The organism is Bacillus cereus group sp. MG16 (genome assembly GCF_040459875.1).
Classification (GTDB): domain Bacteria; phylum Bacillota; class Bacilli; order Bacillales; family Bacillaceae_G; genus Bacillus_A; species Bacillus_A paranthracis.
This window is the reverse complement of sequence record NZ_JARVHE010000001.1, coordinates 2022369-2041320: the sequence shown is the minus strand read 5'-3', so window position 1 is coordinate 2041320 and position 18952 is coordinate 2022369. Positions and strand designations below refer to the sequence as shown.

Here is an 18952-nt window from a genome sequence, read left to right as displayed (position 1 = left end):
TTTGTGTCGTGTTCTTACTAACTAGTTTCATATCCATAAAAAATATATTAATATGTTTCCTTCTATAATGTCAGTTACCTAATCAATAAGAGGTTCTTTCTTTTTATTATGAATGTATATAAAACAAACACGAAAATTCCGAAAATAAAAGTCAAAAACGCTGGTAACACTTTATCATTTGGCACGTACACACTCCAAAAAGAATTAAGAAGCGCATGGAAAATTAGACACATAAAAATACTTTTAGTTGCGTTAAAAATTGTAGTTAATAAGAACGATATGGCAATTGTCGTAATTATAAAAGCTATAAAATCCCTTTGAGTTTGATTCGTGCCCGGAATAAACCATAACGGCCAGTGCCAAATAGCCCATATAACGCTCACAATAACCGTACTAAATAATTCCGAAAACCTTTTCTGAAGGGCAGGTTGTAAGAATCCTCTCCATCCAATTTCTTCAAGACCACCACCAACAATCATTATTGGAAAACTAATCAATGCTACGTATAATGGTTTTTGCATCGTTGCTCCACCAAATATCGTTGGAAGATAACAGCTAATAAAAGCTAGAATAATGATTAGAATATACCATGCAAAGTGATGTTTAGGATTTACAATATTTTTAATAAAACTTCTAAACTCCTCTTGTGATCCATATTTTTTCTTTAGACTAATCGCAATGATTGCCGGCATAATCCCACCGAAAACAAATAATATCATCGCTAGCGGTGTACCAAATGTCGTAATGTTTAATTTTATTAAGTTAATTAATAACCCCCAAAGTGTCCATGTACCTATAAAAGTACAAATTACATATCGTTTAATATCATTACTCATCTACTTGCCTCCCTTGTTTTAATTAGAGCATAAATTTCGGAGGATGAAAATAAGTTATGTTAAATTATCCCAATACCCGAAAGGAATATCCATACTGAATTAGACCTTTACGAAATATCCCGCTATCCGCTCCACTTCAATCAAGGCTCAACGTTAGGGTCTTGCTATTCGTTACCACTGAATAAACGAACAAAAAGAGCATGTTTTGAAAACCAATCAAAACATGCTCTTAAAATATTCTACCTTACAATCTCCATATCCTCATCAATACCAAATAGTCTCAGCATAATTATATGCATCACTATTCGGAATTGCATGTTTCCCCTGCGCTTGCGCTTTTCTTGGATCTAAATCATATACCATCGGCGTATAGCATGATGTTTGCCCTTTATTTACAACACCATTTCCTCCAGCCCTTCCGCAAGTATATGCCTTTCCATCTGTTTTTCTAACAATCCTTGCATCAGCTTCGTTATTATAAACTGCCGGGCGGGTTACAGTAACTTTTGCCCATGCTGTTTTACACGTCGTGCTAAATTTTAATTCCACATAAGAATTTGAATCAATCCACTTCTTCTCTTTCGTTACTGCTGATTGATCACAACTATTGTAATACGGACTTTTCCCATCATATGAATGGTCTTCTGCGTATGCTTTATCGCTATTAGTTGTACTAAACATATTAGTTACAACGAGTAAAGATAGCAATAAACATGCACTCACCTTTTTTAATAGCTTCATATAATTTCACTCCTTTATTAATAACGTGCTGTTTTCCCGTAACCGTTATTAAACGTAACTGCTTCAGCATCTGCTGTGTATCCGAAATCAGCAGTTAAATCAAATACCATTCCTGTATAAGTACTCGTTTGACCAGTTTTAATTGTGCCATTTCCTTGATTGGAAGTGACTGATTTTTGAAACACACCATTTTTGTATTTATTCACAACAGCGTACGCATACACTCCTCCTGAAACAGCTGGTGCTGGTTGATCTAAAACAAACTTAGCCCAAGCTGCATGACATTTATTACTGTAACGTAAATACACTGTCCCTACTTTTTTACTACCTTCGTATACCGCTGTAGACTTTGCATTAAATCCATCTGCATCACACGTTGTACTTCCCCCGTATACTTTCGTTGTAGCTGGATTTTTCCCGTCATAATAACTACTTAAATCAGTAGCTGCAAATGTACTCCCTTGAAAACTAAATAATACCCCTACACTCGCTGCACTTAACACACATACTTTCATTAGCTTTTTAAACATTGTAAATCTCCTCCCTCAAAATAAGTACGTATATCTATCCCCTATGTACGCCCCTCCTTTCATGCTGCCTAGAGGCATCTTACAGAAACGAATAAAAGTTGTAAATTCCCTTACGATTATTGGAATATACGAAGAAATTTACTTACCCTTGTAAGAAAAAAAGTTGAGAAATACACATTTGAAAACATCCTTTATTTAAAACATAAAGAACCGATACTCGTTTCATGCAAGCATCGGTTCTTTATACAAAATTGCTATTTTTTCTTTTATAGAAAACAAATATTTCTCCACTTAATCCGTTGTAAAAAACTCTCTTGTTACATCAATAAATTGCTGCAGTGGCACTGTCATCCATTTGTCTTTATGCCAAGCGATTTGCGTATAAATCGGAGGAATTGTTTCTTTTAAAACTAACTCCTTTATCGTCCCTTCTCGCATATCTTTTTCTACTACTATAGCTGGTAACACAGCAACACCTAAATCTGCAATGACGCATTGTTTAATTGCCTCGACACTAACAAACTCAATCTTATTTGCTGGATATATGTCTTTCGCACGAAATAACTCCTCAAATAAAGTCCGATATGAGCACCCTAGTTCTGTTAATAAAAGTGTTTCCGTCTCTAAATCTTTTATCGAAACAGAAGTTTGCTGGAGTAAATGATGCCCTGGAGCAGCTACTACTTTTAATTCTTCTTTCATAAGAGGCTTCACATGTAAAGCATCTTCTGTTTTACATTCATCCAAAATAAATACAAGATCGACTTTTCCTTCTATCAATTGTTCCTTCGCATCTTTATTAGAATGTGCTGGTTTAAATATAAGCTTTATTTGAGGAAATTGTGCTTTAAACCTCTTTAATATAGAAGGAAGTCTATATGTACATTGACTTTCTTGTGCACCGATTATTAACGTGCCAGCTATTTCTTCATCATCTTTCACAGCCATTTTCGCTTCATTACTAAGTACAATCATCTTGTCGGCATATAATTGAAACTTTCTGCCTGCTTCCGTTAAAAAAAGACGTTTTCCTAATCTTTCAAATAACTGCGTACCTAACTCAGCTTCTAACGTTTTAATTTGCGCCGTTACACTCGATTGAGCAAAGTTTAATTTCTTCGCAGTTTGTGTAAAGTTCAAAGTATCTGCCGCTATTTTAAATGTAATTAATTGTTTTATCTCCATTTATCATCCCTCTTTTCAATCGTAATTCTCGATTGATTTCATCGAAATAATCTTCTTTGTCTATTGATATTTGTATTGTATGATAAAGAGCATCGACAAACAATATAAATGGAGGTATTCCATATGAAAGCACTTTGTTTCGAAACATTCGGAAATACTGATGTACTTCAATATAAAGAAATCCTCAATCCAATCATTAATCCAAAAGAAATTCTTATCCGTACGAAAGCAATTGGCTTAAACTTCGCTGATATTTATAGACGGCGCGGTGATTATCATCTCGCTGGCAACCCGCCATATATATTAGGTTATGAAGGGGCTGGTATTGTTGAAGAGGTAGGAGCTAACGTTACAAATATCAATCCCGGAGACCGTATTGCATTTGCTGATGTTCCATTTGCAAATGCAGAATTAGTTGCCGTTCCAGTAGAAAAAGCAATCCCGCTTCCAGATTCAATTTCTTTTGAAACAGCTGCTTCTGTCTTATTGCAAGGCTTAACAGCACATTATTTAACGAAAGATAGCTATGAAATAAAACAAGGTGATATAGCTTTAGTGCACGCTGCAGCTGGCGGTGTTGGTCAACTTCTTATTCAAATGATTAAACTGCTAGGCGGAAAAGTAATCGGCCTAACTTCATCAAGCGAAAAAGGAAAAGTAGCCACATTAGCTGGTGCCGATCACGTATTTTTATATACGGAATCATGGGCTACGAAAGTACTTGAAATAACAAATGGTACCGGGGTAAATGTTGTATATGAATCAGTAGGCTCTACACTTGAGGAAAGTTTTAACGCTACTAAAGTTGGTGGTACTGTCGTATTTTTCGGAATGGCTGGCGGTAATCCTGCTCCCGTTGATCCACGTATGCTTATGGATACTTCAAAAACTTTAACTGGCGGAGACCTTTGGAACGTGCTTACTACGTATGAAGAACGTAAAAAACGCTCTACTCAATTATTTGATTGGATCGCTACTGGAAAATTAAACAGCGCGAGTCCTACTACATTCGCCTTACAAGATGGTGCTCTTGCACATAAATTATTAGAGAGCAGAAAAAGCACAGGGAAGATTTTATTAATCCCATAATCGTTCCAATAAAAAAGGAAGCTAGAATGTATTTCTTCGCTTCCTTTTTTAACGTTATTTATGTTCACTTTCGCTTCTTCCCAATAACCCTGTTATTTATATTCTTTCTATACTTCTTTTTCTAGACCGCTCATTTTTAAGTTCATAAAATAAACGAATCTAAATATTAAAGGAAAAAACAAACCTCCAAATATGAACGACTCAATAAATACAGTATCAATAAAAGAAAAAATCCCAAAGAATATCATTCCAAAAAAATAAAATACAACTGCATTCCAATAAATAAAACGTGGAAATTTAGTTTGGAACGAATCACCTTTTTTACACGGTTTTCCAAATAAAAAATGAACTAATTTAATCAACATAATCACTTCTCCATATAATTGTTAATATTCTTTTCCTCTTAGAGCTGAACATAAATAACATAATATGTATCATTTCATTTGAATTTTCCGACACGAAAGTTATTAACTATGCTGAACACAGTATGACTTTTACTCATATCCAAAACCTCATATACAGTAGAACCCCCTCCTATATATCGTTAGACTTTCTCGTCCATGACCTAAAAAAAGGGTTTTATATTATCACTTACTCTTCGACTCAAAAATTAATCAAATAAATTGAAAACATTATACAGTTATTTCGCAAAGGCAACGATATATTTTTATTTAAATACAAATCGTCTATTGCCATTATCATGGAGCAATTTAAACATTACTGGATTACTAACAAATCGTTTTAACAAAACGTATGCCTCATGATCAGTTATTTCATTAGGAATATTAATTCCACTAAATGACGTTGAGGAAATTAATGTATGAAAATCATATTTGAACTCATAGTCTCCAATATACGCAAGCGCCAATTTCCCTTTCCATTCAATTTGATACGTCTTCCCTTCTAATCTAGTGAACTTAATATCATGAAAGGCTGACGCATCATGTCCAAGTAAATAAACATCAAATGCCGTTAACTCTAAATCTAAGTTCTTCTGTTCATCTTCGGATAAAAAATCAATTGCAAATTCCTTCCCATTTAGCATATCCAAGTCAAATGGTACCTCATCACTTCCTACACGAAATCCTTTAAAATCCCATTCTTCTGATGACAAGGTGCAACTATGGAAGTTGTTCCATACAATCTTCGCATGCCAATCATCTTCGTTTTCTTCATCTTCTTCGTCTTCTTCATCCAAATCTTCCTCATCATAATCCGCAGTCTCTAAATGTAAATCAAAATACAAACCAGCTATACCTTTTAACTCTTCTTCCTCTGCATATTTAAAATGTGCACTCCACTTAAAATTAACAATTCGATGACCATTAGGCCACGGATTGTCCACAAAATATATTCGATCCATATTTACTCGTTCCTTACTTTGTTTTAGTTCTTGTAAACTTACTTAAATTTCGGGATGTAAGACTATGCCACTATCCATCCAATATATTACAAGACGGTTCTTTGTTCCTAAGATGCTACTAAATACCTACCTCTTACTATATCATCACAATAATTCTCACGGTATACTTTTATCAGAACATTCAAACTCAAATCTATAAATAGTATACTAAAAAGTGAAAAGGAAGCTAGATTTTTCTAACTTCCTTTTCATATTTCTATTTGAGGTATAATTATATTTCCACACTTTCTTTCCCTTTTGCAACATAGCTCATATCTCCAACTGACTCGACTGTATATGTTCCGTCTTGATATACAATCTTCGTCACACTAGCATTTTCCACGCCAAGTTTTGTTTTACTACTGTCTAGCATTTCTATTAAGGTTGTAATCAGCAGCCCATGAACGACAACTAAAACGTTACCGCCGCCATTTTTAGCTGCTTCTTCACTAATATTATCTATCTCTGCTTTTATACGAGTAGAAAATAATTCCCAATCTTCCGCCTGTTTTGTAGGATCTGCTGCTCTAATAAGATCAATAACTTCTTGAATAGAAAACTTCATAAGTTCTTCTGGTGATGCAACGCCTGCAGCTTTTCCAACCGCATCCCACATATTATCAAGTTTTTCACCTTCAAAAATACCAAAATTTAATTCTCGTAATTTTTTTCTTTGCTCAAGTTTCAATTTTGATTGCTCACTATATTTTAATACTAAATTAGCAGTTTCAATCGCGCGGCCGCTATCACTACTATACGCACTTGTAAAATGAATATCTTTTAATCCCGTTCCTAAATTAGAGGCAACTTCCACACCTTTTTCTACTAACGGAGAGTCTGCCCAACCTTGCGCGCGATGGTTCGTATTTAATATTGTTTTACCATGTCTTGTAACATATAACGTAACTACGTTGCTATCTGTTTCTCGAGTCTTCATTCTTTTTTCTCTCCCTTTACATTTCTATATCAATTTTACCACCAAAATTATTCATTGAGCAAAATATATGTAAGTAGCTTCACTTAATAAAAAACGCTACCTTTCTGTATATCCATACAAAAAGATAGCATCTTTTATGATTACATTTCTTAACCGATACTCCTACTCAGCAAAAGCACTCGAATATTGTACAACTCCTTTTACACTTTCAAGAGCATTTTCTGTTAATTCCATTACCATAAACACTTCTTCAGGCACTTCAAATGGTGCCTTTATATTCCACTCACTTGCTTTCTTAAAACCAAATTTCGGATAGTACTTTGGATGTCCTAATACTACAACTGATCCGTATCCAAGTTCTTTCGCTTTTTCTAACGCAGCTACTATAAGCTTTCCACCAATTCCTTTTTTCTGATAGCCCCTAGTAACTGATACTGGTGCAAGCGCTAATGAATCTACAGAAGCTCCATCTTGTTCTATCGTAATTTTAGATAACATAATATGACCGACTATTTCTTCATCTACTGCAACAATTGATAACTCTGGAATAAATGCGTCACACTCTCTAATACGTTTTACAAGTTCATGTTCCTTTTTATCACTAAATTCTTCATTTAAAAATGCTTGTTGTACAACTTCTTCCGTTTTTCTATAATCGGTTTGTCGTTCTTGTCTAATCGTTACCATTTTAACTTATCCTCTATTTTTTCTTATTTCTTTTTGGATTTTACGAAGTGCTTTTTTTGATCCGCGCTCAATATCATGCTGCATTTTTCTTTCTTTATAATCGACAAATAGTGTATTTAAATCGTATCCCTCTGGGTATAATTCTTTTGCTGATACCTCTAAAGTAATACGTTTTACATTCACTTCAATGAATTCACCGTTATAATATACAACGACGTTATAGAAGTTATCTTTTTCCTTATAGATGATACCAAAATCATCATGATCCAATAAATTTACACGATCACCGATTTTGTACTCATAATGGGACTCTCTTTTTTCTTGCACGAATTTCGGTTTTCTAATTTTACTTTCATTCACTTTTTCTAATGCGTATTCTTTATCTCCCATGTACGCTTTTGCTCTTTTCAGTACATGTTCTCTTACGTTCATTTTATTCGCAATCCAAAGCGCATTACTTTCCCCTGATTTACCGATTACTAATTTATAAAGTGGTTCTAACGTTTCACTATTAAATTGCATCGCTGCATTCATAAAATCATCGTGCATTTCTGAGAAGCGTTTAATTTCACCGTAATGCGTACTCGCAACTGTAATACATCCTGCAAGATAAAACTCCTCTAAAATAGAAATTGCAAGTGCTGCTCCTTCATTCGGTTCAGTCCCGCTTCCTATTTCATCAAACAATAGCAACGTATTATTATTTGACATCCTCATAATCTCAGATAAATTTTTCATATGTGATGAAAATGTACTGAGTGCATTTTCAATACTTTGATTATCACCAATATCTACAAATACATTTTCGAAAATAGCAATTTCTGTTTCTTTATCTCCGGCAATATGCAAACCTGACATTGTCGCTAATGTTAACAATCCAATCGTCTTTAACACAATTGTCTTCCCGCCCGCATTCGGCCCTGTAATAATTAAACTACGATAGTTTTGACCGATTTCAAAGTTTAATGGTACTACTTTTCCGCTTAAAAGCGGATGCTTACAATTTACTAAATGAACGTAGCCATGATCATTTAACTTCGGCTCTATTCCATCAATTGTTTTACTAAACTTCGCTTTCGCAAACACCATATCATACTGACTAATCAATTCCATATTAATTTTTATATGATAAATATTTTCTACTACCATTCCTGATAAAGTCGCTAAAATTTGATATTCTTCCATCGCTTCTTCTGCTTTCAAACTTGCGAGTTCCACATTTAACTTTGTAACCGTATGTGGTTCTATAAATACAGTAGAACCTTTAGCGGAAGCTTCAACTATACTCCCCGCAACTTGATTTTTATAAGAAGATTTAATCGGAATCGTGTACCTATCGTCCTTCTTACTAATAAAGAATTCTTGGATATACTTCTTATTTGCACTGCTATTTAAAAACTTCGTTAAACGTTCTTTTATTTTCCCATCTACCGAATCCATGTTATTTCGAATTCGTTTCAACTCTTTACTAGCGGCAGAATCAATACTATTTCCTTTAATTGAAAAGTTAATTTCCTCTTCAATACTTTTAAATTCAGTCATTGAATTTGCATAAGAAGCTAATACTGGCGCAAAAAATTCTTTATCTAACATAAACTTTTTAATTTTTCTACATCCACGTAAAAAGTCTGAAACACTTACTAATTCTTCTGGATCTAAAATCATCCCTTTTTCTAATTTTTGAATTGTACTTGCGATATTTGAAATACCGAAGAAAGGAACATGCCCTTCTGCATCTAATATAGCTCGCGCTTCGGTTGTTTCATTCAATCGATTCCTTACTACTTTTATACTTGCACTCGGCTCTAATTTATTTATTAATTCTTTTCCTAATCCACTTACACAATAAGATTTCACTATATCCTTTAATTCGTTATATTGTAACTTTTCAAAAGTCATCGTATTCATTTTGTTTCTCCTCACTATGATTGATTTCTATCATAAATGAAGATACCTACTCATTAGATTCCAATGAGTTCTACATTATTCAATTACCATTTTTAAACATTAAAAATATACACAAAAAAGCTGCGGGGATACCGCAGCTTTTACATTTACAAGGCATGAGTAATAACATATGGGGAAATAAACCATAAAAAACGGATGGCAATCCCCTTATTACACGCTTTATAAAGTATTGTAGGTATCTTCATAGGTATCGAAATAAATCCATGACAAAATTAGGGGTATGGTATACATAAAAATCCCCTGTTCTTATCCGATTTATTTCATTCAATTTTTCCTATTTAGTACCTACCGCACTCACAAAAAGCACCTCTCATTATTTTATATTATGGTCATTGAAATCTAATTTACTGAAATCATCATACTATATGTATAGCAAGAAGTAAAGGTGTCATACTTTAGTCGTACGCACATATGCAGATGTTTCCTCTTGCAATATTAGATACAATATATATAAATCGTTTAACGGAGGGGTTTCTATGACAGACTTTCAAAAACAATTTTTCGCACGATTACATATAGAAGAAAAAGACAAAGTTTCATTTGAAGATTTACCTAACATTATGTACGCGATGGCACAAACTGTCCCATTTGAAAACTTAAATGTTCTCGAAAAGAATTTTAAGGAAATATCAAAAGAAAATCTAAAAGAAAAAATTTTAGTAAACAATCGTGGTGGTCTTTGTTATGAACTCAATCCTACTATGTATTATTTCCTTAAAGATGCTGGATTCGATGTTTATCTCGTTTCAGGAACAGTGTATAACGCTGCAAATTCCATATGGGCTGTTGATTCCGGACATATCGCAACCGTTTTAAAACATCATAATGAGCTTTATTTAATTGAAGTTGGATTCGGATCATACTTACCGCTTGCACCTGTTCCTTTCTCAGGTGAAGTCGTTCAATCCGTTACAGGAGATTATCGTATTCGTAAAGAAATGACCGAAAAAGGAAACTACATGTTAGAGATGCGTAAAAATAATGAGTTTTTGGATCAATCTTCTACTGATGATTGGACGTTAGGCTATGCATTTTATATAGAAGAAGTGGATGAAAAAAAAGCAAATGCAGTACAAAAAATTATTGTTGAACATGATGGCTCACCATTTAACAAAGTACCTCTTATTGTAAAACTAACTGAAGATGGGCATGCTTCTTTAACGAAGGATAGTCTAACAATAGCGAAAACCGGTAAAAAAATGAAAGAAAAAGTTACAGATGTGCAATATAAAAATCTTTTACATTCAAAATTCGGAATTACATTATAATTTGTTTAGCCTTGCCTTTTAGCAAGGCTTTTTAATTTTCAGCAGGGATTTTTTGCAATTTGTTGTATTTCATAGTTATATAGGAATATAACTACATATTTAGAAAGGAAATGATTATGACTGAACTTAAAGAGCGACTACAAGTAGATGAGAAAGAGAAATGGGATTTAACGGATATTTACGATACCATTGAAGATTGGGAAAGCGATTTTCATAAAATTGAAGTATTAACGAATGAATTACACGAGTTTAATGGAAACATTCACGATGGCAATAGTTTATTAGCCTATTTAACAAAGAGCGAAGAAATATCTAGCATAATATCTTTAATGTTTGCTTATGCACGATTACAGTCTGATCTTGATACGCGTGATACTGACGCTCAATCTCTTGTTGATAAAGTGTCACAATTGCACGTGAAAGTAAGTGCGGCTAAATCTTTCTTTTCTCCATTCTTACTTAGCATAGATGAAGACACATTACATTCTTACATAGAAGAAGCAGAAGGCTTACAATATTATAAAGAAGACTTATTTGAATTATATCGTTATAAAAAACACGTATTGAATAAGGACCAAGAAGAGATTTTATCACAAATGGGTGAAGCACTTTCCTCTCCTCAGCATACATACGGCATGTTAAATAATGCAGATATACTATTTGGAGAAATTACAAATGATGATGGAGAAAAAGTAAATTTAACACGCGGGATGTATGCAAAGTTAATAGAAGATGAGAATCGCGAGAAACGTAAAGAAGCCTATAAAGCTTATTACAAGCCATACGTACAATTAAAAAATTCTATCGCTTCTACTTTATCTGCTGCTATTAAAAATAATGTTACTGTTTCAAAGCTAAGAAACTATCCATCAGCTTTAGAAAAATCATTATTTGGCGACATGGTTCCGAAAGAAGTATATGAAAATTTAATTGATACGACGAAAAAAAACATTCAATCACTACATACTTATAATGAACTTCGAAAAGAAAAATTAAATGTAGATGAACTACGCCAGTACGATTTGAGCGTTGATTTAGTAGCGGGTGTAAAACAAGACATTCCATATGACAAAGCGTTTGATATCATGATTGAATCACTAGCTCCATTAGGTGAAGAATATATTGAAACATTAAAAAGCTTTAAAGATAAACGTTATATTGATGTGAGAGAAACGCCAGGAAAACGTTCCGGTGCTTATAACTTTGGTGTATACGGTGTTCATCCTTTCATTCTTTTAAATCATCACGATGATTTAAATAGCCTTTTTACTCTCACTCATGAATGTGGACACGGTATGCACACGCACTACTCACACGGATATCAACCAAGAATTTCTGCACACTATACTATTTTTGTTGCAGAAGTCGCTTCTACAGTAAATGAAGTGCTATTAATTCATCATTTATTAAAAGAAGCAAAAGATGCTAATGTACGTAATCATTTAGTAAACCATTTCATCGATAAATTTAAAGGCACTTTCTTTACACAAATCATGTTCGCTGAGTTTGAAAAAATCACACATGAAATGGCGCAGCAAGGTAAACCATTAAATGCCCAAGTCTTTAGCGAAGTTTATGAAAACTTGTTTAGAGAGTATAATGGCGACTCCCTCGTATTTGACGAAGAAGTAAAATACGGATGGGCTAGAATACCGCATTTCTACCGTCCATTTTACGTATACAAATATGCAACTGGATTCGCTTCTGCAATCCAAATTGCAGATAAGTTATTGAGCGGCGATCCAAATGCACAGAAAAACTATCTCGAATTCCTTAAAGGTGGAAGTTCAGATTATCCATTAAATCTACTGAAAAAAGCTGGGGTTGATTTAACTACGCCAGAACCGATTGAAAGTGCATTACATCGTTTTAGTGAACTTGTTGAAGAGTTTTCAACTTTATAAAAAAGAAGAGCCTCTCGCTAGAGGCTCTTTCTCTTTCATGCTCCCTTTCCTTCTATTAAATCATTCGCCATTTTCCTAAACTCTTGATTAAATGCATCATTCATACCATTTTGGACGTTAGAGAATAATATGACAAACGTTTTTTTATCCCAGTTAAAATTATTAAAAGTATTCCAACCTGCTAATACCCCGTGGTTATGATAATAATCTGGATACGTATAGAAACTAAATCCATATTTTCTTGCAGGTGATGCAGTAAACATATCTAATACACTTTGTTTAGATAACAGCTTTCCATCCATTATTGCCTCATCTAATCTTTTCATATCTTCAACAGTTGTATACATTTCACCACACCCATACAACCAGTTCATTTTTAAGCGGGGGGCAGCTATTAATTCATTATCTTTTCTCGTATAACCTTCTGCTAAAAAAATATCTTCTGGGAGAGTCGCCCCCATTCCAGATTCATACATGCCAGCAGAAGTAAAAATATTTTCTTTCACGTATTCAGCGAGCGGTTTATTCGTAATTTTTTCTACAATATATGCAAGCACCATATAATTATAGTCTGTATATTTCCAGCCTGTCCCTGCAGGAAATTGCAATTTTTGCGCTCCAATCCACGTTACTAACTTTAAACGTGACCCTGCATCCACCCTACCTTGTCCTTGATCTGGCAAGCCAGATGTGTGTGTTAATAGATTTCGTAACGTAATGTTTTTATCTGCTGGAAACGATGGAATATACTTATTTACATTGTCTTCAATATTTAATTTCCCTTTTTCTTTTAGCTGCATAATAGATATTGCAACGACCGTTTTCGTAATAGAACCAATACGATATTTCGTTCTTGGCGTTGTTACTACTTTATCTTTCACATTCGCATATCCATAACCTTTTCGTAAAATCACATGATCTTTACTAGCTACAAGAACGCTCCCATTAAATCCTTTATCTTTTAAATATTGATCTAGTTTTCCAGCTACAGCTTCATAGCGTTTTTTCTCAGTTGCATCAACTTCTTGCATATCGTCCTTTTGCTTACTATTTAAATTAGAAAATGCCTTTATATCATATTTCTTATCTTTATTTGCATGTATTAGTGCAACGACACTCCCACAAAAAATAGCAAAAACAAAGAAAACGATTAACCATTTCTTTAGCATAATAGGAACCCTCTTTTATATAGTTTCACTTAACGTACATCCATTCTGTTCTATATCTTTTAATTTTCAAATATTTTATAATACTACCTATTATTCACCTAAATGAACTAGATTCCTTTTTCTCATATTCAGTTTTTGACTACTCTCTATTGTATTTCTTTCTTGCAAAATTTCCACCTTACAATCGGATGCACCCTACTATAATTTCAACATATTATGTAACATTTGTTACACAAGATAAGAAACGGAGTTGTTACGATGAAAAACACAGATAGAAACAATCGTTTAAATGATATGACGTTTCATTATCCTATAATAAAATATAGTTATAATTTAATATTAAGTAAAATAGATTATAACTTTAAAAGGAAATGATACTAAAAATTTTCAAACAAAATAAATCATGTAAATAACGATAAAGAAAAACAAATCATTATAGCTAAAATTACAGGCAATGAACCTCATTGAAAATGAATCTCATTTATACTTTGATTATACAACAAATAAAAAAAGAAATGTCGCTCACTCGGCATTTCTTTATATTTTCTTCATAAAAAATTTACATTGCTAACTTTCTTTTATTTTTTTGTTTTTTCTATATAAACTGACTGCCGAGATACTTAACAATACTACTATACATAACCACGCATACGCATACCCTTTCTCATCCACAATATAACCAAATAAAACAGGTGCAACAATAATAGCAATTTGATTTAATGTAAGTGCTACACTCACTGTTATTCCTACAGACTCTTCACTTGCCAATTCAGCAACTTCGGCTATAAAAAGACTAAACCATCCAATTGAAAAGAATCCTAACAATGCACTTACACTATACAAGACTCCACTCGTTATTGTATGTATATTCATTACTAACAATAACATCAAGCCGATAGAAGCGCAGACAGCTATAAATAAAGGTATACGCCGATTCCCCTTATACAACACATCACTAATAGTTGCTAATGCAACACGACCAATCATTCCAGAAAAGAACATAACTGAAAATACTGTTCCGGCTACAATAGATGTAATCGATTGTTCCCCTGCTAAAAATTTCATGAAGTGTCCAACTAACACCATTTGTAATGAAATCATGCAAATACCCGTTATATAAATTGGATACAACTCTTTTTTACAGATCACTACTTTTAGCTCCATCCAAAAGGAAATTTTATTATGTCCTTTCCTCGCTTCCTCCTGAACATATGGCTCTTTATAAAACACAAAAAATAATACTCCTCCAATTATACAAATGCATGCGATACTATTGATCGCGTAAGTCATATTATATTGTACTGTAAGAAACGGGATTAACACTCCCGCTAACGCGCCACCAATCGGTATACCAGCTTGCCTTATTCCCATCGCTAACCCACGATTTTCTTTTGGGAACCATTTTAAAATCACTTTACTTCCTCCTGGCTGGGAAACACTATAAAACATTCCTATTAATAAAAGTACAAATAATAACCCATTAAATCCACTTACTATATTAGTCAGTAAAAGCGAACTCCCTAGCAAAAATGAACTGATAGAAATTAATATTTTTTCATTATATTGATCAAGTAGCCGACCGACAAAAAGCATACAAAATAACGGTCCAACATTTACAACACTTACTAACAATCCACTCTCCATATTCGTAAGCGCATATTCTTCTTTCCAAAATAAAGCGAAAACCCCGACACCATATGTTATAAGTGTAGCTGTTGTTTGAGCAATCGTCGCAACAATTAACATCACCCACTTATAAGTACTGTTCAGCCTTTCTTCCATTAACACAATAATCCCTCCATCCTCTTCCATTGTATGAAAGTTCTGATATCATATAAAATAAAGATTCATCATATAATCCATCAAAAAAATTGATATCTTTTTGGAGGGATGATACGTGGACATAAAAGATTTAACTGTATTTTTCGAAGTCGCGAAGGAAAATAATATTTCTCACGCAGCGAAAAATTTAAATTATGTACAATCAGGCGTAACAATGCGTATGAAACAACTAGAAAATGAATTAGGCGTGCCTTTATTTTACCGTAACGGAAAAGGTGTAACTTTAACTTCTAACGGTGAGATTTTATTAACGTACGCCAAACAAATTATCCACTTAATGGATCAATCTATAAAAGCGGTTCAAAGTAATGGAACTACACCTAAAGGCACTTTAAAAATTGGATGTACAGAATCTACAACTGCGGTAAGGCTCCCCTCTATATTAACGACCTACTATGAGAAGTACCCAGAAGTCGAATTGATTTTAGAAACAAATACGACCGAACAACTAATTAAGCTTGTATTAGATCGAAAACTAGACGGAGCGTTTATAGCTGGCTCTACTCAGCATAATGAACTTCATTCAAATGTATTTCATGAAGAAGAATTAGTTCTCATTAGTAAAAAAACTTTATCCTCTCTTAAAGACATAGAAGATATGAATTTACTTGCCTTTAGTCACGGTTGCTATTATAGAAGTTTATTAGAAGACTGGCTTCAAGAAGAAGACATCTCGCCTAAGCGAGTATTAGAGTTCGGAACAATTGAAGCGATACTTGCATGTGTAAAATCAAGTATGGGCGTAGCGATTATGATGAAATCAATTTTAAAGGGTCATGAACATAACGTATCATTCAATCCTTTACCAAATAGCTTCAAAAAAGTTCCTACTACTTTCATTACTAGAAACGATATATTTCGCTCAGCTGCATTACAAAAATTTATGGAGGTAACTCACAATGCATAAAAAGAAAATACGTGGGATAAAACGAAAAACAAACGCTATGATAAAACGAATTGAGGAACATACAAAAACGTTCCCTTCTACTTTCTATAACGATGAATATTGGTATATGCCTTTACCCGTTTCGCAAGATTTTATCGAGTCTCATAAAACACCTAGAAAAGTAAAACGGTTATGTATACAAACCTTAATAGATCGAGTAAATTATTTAATAAAAATAAAACCGAGTGATACACATACATATCGAGTTGTTGCTTTAATTTCTATAGAGAATTTATGGAGATCGCAAATTATCGTATTCAAAAACGATGACTACTTTCATAACTTTTTCAATAGAAATAATGAATTTCAAAAATGGATTCTTCTTTCGAATGAAATTGATTTTTGGGAAACATGGGGAATTTCAATTTGTCCTACTCCTCAAATGTTGCGCTTTCAAGAAGTCATTTATGATGAGGATGCAATCGATGAAAAAGAGATTTGGTTTATTGGAGAGTTATCTTAAAAGGGGTACTTTCAAATGAAAAGCTTCCCTTTTTCCACTTATTAAAATCGCTATATAATGAATTTGTCATTTTATTATATAGGAGGTTTTCAAATGGTAATACCTAAATATCCTGATGTCCCTACTCTTACGAAAAAACAAATCGATCAAATTACAGAAATCGCTTTTCTAAAAGAAATAACACCACAAAAATGTGATGTCATTTTCGTTTTCGGCGGTTCTCACCCCGGCAATTGGCAAGCTCCTCTAGAAGCTTATCGACAAGGTTTAGGAAATAAAATTATTGTTACAGGCGGTACTAGTTTGCATGGTATGAAACATCCGAGCTGGAATTATGGGGATTTGTCAGATGCAGAAGTAATTGTAAATAAATTAATGGAACACGGCGTACCAAAAGACGCTATCATGTTCGAGAAAAACTCCCTCCATTCTATCGCTAATGTAATAGAAGCGAAAAAGATTTTTGATTTTACAAAGATTAATCGGCTACTATTTGTTTGCAAAAGCTTAGGCGCTGGTCGGCAATACAGAGTATTAAAAAAACATTTACCTAAAACTATTACTTGTATCCCATATACATTTGATACAAGTTTCGATGGTGAGTTTATAATTAATAGATATAATTGGATGGAAAATGAAAAAAGTCGCTCTATGATTTTTGGAGAATACTTGAGAAATATTTGCTACGGTAGAAAGGGCGGCATTGAGCCACCTGAAAATGAGGTTGAAGGTTTAGAAGAATATGTATCCTATTACTATAATCTAGCATAATAGAAAAAGGTATACCAAAATGTCGGTATACCTTTTCTCCTATTTATTTTTCTTTTAACACACTATGTAATCGATCAGGATAATTTGTAAACATTCCTGTAGCACCCCATTTCATTAACAATCTCATATCTGGTTTCTCATTAATTGTATAAGGGTGAATTAACAGACCATTATTTCTAGCCATTTTCATATATGACTCATCAATAATTAGTTCTCCGTTATCATTGCGTAAGTTCGGTCCAATACCAACTGCATACTTTTTAATTTCTTGAAAATCTTCATTTGTTACACTTTTCGGTTCATGTGTAATGCCAGACCATTCAACAATCTCATTGTTTTCATTTGGATAATACCAAAGCAGTTGAACTAACGGAATATTTTTATTCATACTATGAATCTTTGTTAAACTATCTTTACTAAATGACTGAATCATAACACGGCTAGAAGACATGTTTTGACCTACTAAATTATATTTTTTTAATAAAGCTAATAATTTCTCTTCCATTCCTGGATACACATCTGGTGATTTTGTTTCAATGTAATACTTCATGCTTCTTCCGTACTTTTGGAAGATTTCTTCAAGAGTCGGAACCTTTTGACCAACGTACTCTTGCTTAGCCTTTTCTGGATAAGCTTTATTGAACCAAGATCCTGCATCTAAGCTTTTTATTTCACTTAATGTTTTATCTCGTACTTCACCTATTCCATTTGTCGTGCGATCAACTGCTGTATCATGCATTGCAATTAATTGGCCATCTTTAGTTAATTGAATATCTAACTCCAAATAATCCGCTTTCATTTTTTTCACTAAATCATAAGAAGCAAAAGTATGCTCAGGTGCATGTCCACTTGCTCCGCGATGTGCAATATTTAAAAACTTATTCTTATTCCACTCATGCTTTCCTTCTGCTTTCGCATGAACAGCTCCCCCAGCAAAAATACTTCCCGTCATAAAGAAAATAACTAATACGCTAATAATTTTTCTCATCCTTTTAACCCTTCCTACGTTGTAAATTTCAACAAGTTAATAAGATTTACACGAAATAGAAGATACACTTTCATTATTTTTATAAGCCTATATTAAAATTCCAATCTTACAAATATAATTCTCCTATGTTATTACTATACTATTTATTTTCCATATCCCTCCTATTCACATGTAACTTCCTATTAATTACATTTCATCAATAAAAAAAGCCTGAATCGGCTACACT

The 18952-nt window shown here is 33.4% G+C and carries 18 protein-coding genes and 1 pseudogene; 7 read left to right on the top strand and 12 right to left on the bottom strand.

The window, feature by feature from the left end; translation table 11 throughout:
- Positions 1 to 74: 74 nt before the first annotated feature.
- The 4 genes from QCI73_RS10475 to QCI73_RS10460 all read right to left on the bottom strand — a co-directional run bounded on the left by QCI73_RS10475 (position 75) and on the right by QCI73_RS10460 (position 3292).
- On the bottom strand, positions 75 to 836 hold the full coding sequence (locus tag QCI73_RS10475; protein WP_262726268.1) for a CPBP family intramembrane glutamic endopeptidase: 762 nt from the start codon (positions 834 to 836) through the stop codon (positions 75 to 77).
- Between the two features lie 264 nt (positions 837 to 1100).
- A complete protein-coding gene (locus QCI73_RS10470; RefSeq protein WP_353822860.1) occupies positions 1101 to 1577 on the bottom strand; it encodes a DUF2690 domain-containing protein in 477 nt (158 codons plus the stop codon).
- A 17-nt stretch (positions 1578 to 1594) separates the two neighbouring features.
- Positions 1595 to 2107, bottom strand: coding sequence for a YjfA family protein (locus tag QCI73_RS10465; protein ID WP_000473741.1), 513 nt, complete (start codon positions 2105 to 2107; stop codon positions 1595 to 1597).
- A gap of 291 nt (positions 2108 to 2398) precedes the next feature.
- Positions 2399 to 3292 carry a LysR family transcriptional regulator gene (locus tag QCI73_RS10460; protein ID WP_353822859.1) on the bottom strand — a complete coding sequence of 298 codons (894 nt, stop codon included), beginning with the start codon at positions 3290 to 3292 and terminating at the stop codon, positions 2399 to 2401.
- A gap of 123 nt (positions 3293 to 3415) precedes the next feature.
- Here QCI73_RS10460 and QCI73_RS10455 point away from each other — a divergent pair, with 123 nt between their 5' ends.
- A complete protein-coding gene (locus tag QCI73_RS10455; RefSeq protein ID WP_353822858.1) occupies positions 3416 to 4381 on the top strand; it encodes a quinone oxidoreductase family protein in 966 nt (321 codons plus the stop codon).
- A gap of 107 nt (positions 4382 to 4488) precedes the next feature.
- On the opposite strand, the gene QCI73_RS10450 is transcribed toward QCI73_RS10455, so the two are convergent.
- From QCI73_RS10450 to QCI73_RS10430, 5 genes are all read right to left on the bottom strand, one after another.
- Positions 4489 to 4746 carry a hypothetical protein gene (locus tag QCI73_RS10450; RefSeq protein ID WP_327922826.1) on the bottom strand — a complete coding sequence of 86 codons (258 nt, stop codon included), beginning with the start codon at positions 4744 to 4746 and terminating at the stop codon, positions 4489 to 4491.
- A 302-nt stretch (positions 4747 to 5048) separates the two neighbouring features.
- Positions 5049 to 5744 carry a hypothetical protein gene (locus tag QCI73_RS10445; RefSeq protein ID WP_353822857.1) on the bottom strand — a complete coding sequence of 232 codons (696 nt, stop codon included), beginning with the start codon at positions 5742 to 5744 and terminating at the stop codon, positions 5049 to 5051.
- A gap of 271 nt (positions 5745 to 6015) precedes the next feature.
- Entirely contained in the window at positions 6016 to 6720 is a 705-nt protein-coding gene (locus QCI73_RS10440; RefSeq protein ID WP_044793302.1) for a histidine phosphatase family protein, read from the bottom strand.
- Between the two features lie 162 nt (positions 6721 to 6882).
- On the bottom strand, positions 6883 to 7407 hold the full coding sequence (locus tag QCI73_RS10435) for a GNAT family N-acetyltransferase (RefSeq protein WP_353822856.1): 525 nt from the start codon (positions 7405 to 7407) through the stop codon (positions 6883 to 6885).
- 6 nt (positions 7408 to 7413) lie between these two features.
- On the bottom strand, positions 7414 to 9315 hold the full coding sequence (locus QCI73_RS10430) for an endonuclease MutS2 (protein ID WP_353822855.1): 1902 nt from the start codon (positions 9313 to 9315) through the stop codon (positions 7414 to 7416).
- A 536-nt stretch (positions 9316 to 9851) separates the two neighbouring features.
- Here QCI73_RS10430 and QCI73_RS10425 point away from each other — a divergent pair.
- Both QCI73_RS10425 and pepF read left to right on the top strand, forming a co-directional pair.
- Entirely contained in the window at positions 9852 to 10643 is a 792-nt protein-coding gene (locus QCI73_RS10425; protein ID WP_353822854.1) for an arylamine N-acetyltransferase family protein, read from the top strand.
- Positions 10644 to 10759: 116 nt separating this feature from the next.
- Entirely contained in the window at positions 10760 to 12547 is a 1788-nt protein-coding gene (gene pepF / locus QCI73_RS10420; protein ID WP_353822853.1) for an oligoendopeptidase F, read from the top strand.
- Between the two features lie 35 nt (positions 12548 to 12582).
- On the opposite strand, the gene QCI73_RS10415 is transcribed toward pepF, so the two are convergent.
- Positions 12583 to 13716: a serine hydrolase domain-containing protein gene (locus QCI73_RS10415; RefSeq protein WP_353822852.1), complete on the bottom strand. Its 1134-nt coding sequence runs from the start codon at positions 13714 to 13716 to the stop codon at positions 12583 to 12585.
- 258 nt (positions 13717 to 13974) lie between these two features.
- On the opposite strand from QCI73_RS10415, the pseudogene QCI73_RS10410 reads away from it, so the two are divergent.
- Positions 13975 to 14184 (top strand): annotated as a pseudogene (locus QCI73_RS10410) (hypothetical protein).
- 99 nt (positions 14185 to 14283) lie between these two features.
- On the opposite strand, the gene QCI73_RS10405 reads toward QCI73_RS10410, so the two are convergent.
- The gene (locus QCI73_RS10405; RefSeq protein WP_353822851.1) at positions 14284 to 15528 is read right to left on the bottom strand and encodes an MFS transporter; all 1245 of its coding nucleotides are present in this window, start codon (positions 15526 to 15528) and stop codon (positions 14284 to 14286) included.
- Positions 15529 to 15613: 85 nt separating this feature from the next.
- On the opposite strand from QCI73_RS10405, the gene QCI73_RS10400 reads away from it, so the two are divergent.
- From QCI73_RS10400 to QCI73_RS10390, 3 genes are all read left to right on the top strand, one after another.
- Positions 15614 to 16465, top strand: coding sequence for a LysR family transcriptional regulator (locus QCI73_RS10400; RefSeq protein ID WP_262725983.1), 852 nt, complete (start codon positions 15614 to 15616; stop codon positions 16463 to 16465).
- Positions 16458 to 16967 (top strand): DUF3916 domain-containing protein, encoded by a 510-nt coding sequence (locus QCI73_RS10395; protein ID WP_262725984.1) that lies wholly within the window; start codon positions 16458 to 16460, stop codon positions 16965 to 16967. The genes QCI73_RS10400 and QCI73_RS10395 overlap by 8 nt, the downstream gene beginning before the upstream one ends.
- A gap of 93 nt (positions 16968 to 17060) precedes the next feature.
- Positions 17061 to 17738, top strand: coding sequence for a YdcF family protein (locus QCI73_RS10390; RefSeq protein WP_353822850.1), 678 nt, complete (start codon positions 17061 to 17063; stop codon positions 17736 to 17738).
- A gap of 43 nt (positions 17739 to 17781) precedes the next feature.
- On the opposite strand, the gene QCI73_RS10385 is transcribed toward QCI73_RS10390, so the two are convergent.
- On the bottom strand, positions 17782 to 18726 hold the full coding sequence (locus QCI73_RS10385) for a glycerophosphodiester phosphodiesterase (RefSeq protein WP_353822849.1): 945 nt from the start codon (positions 18724 to 18726) through the stop codon (positions 17782 to 17784).
- Positions 18727 to 18952: the final 226 nt, after the last annotated feature.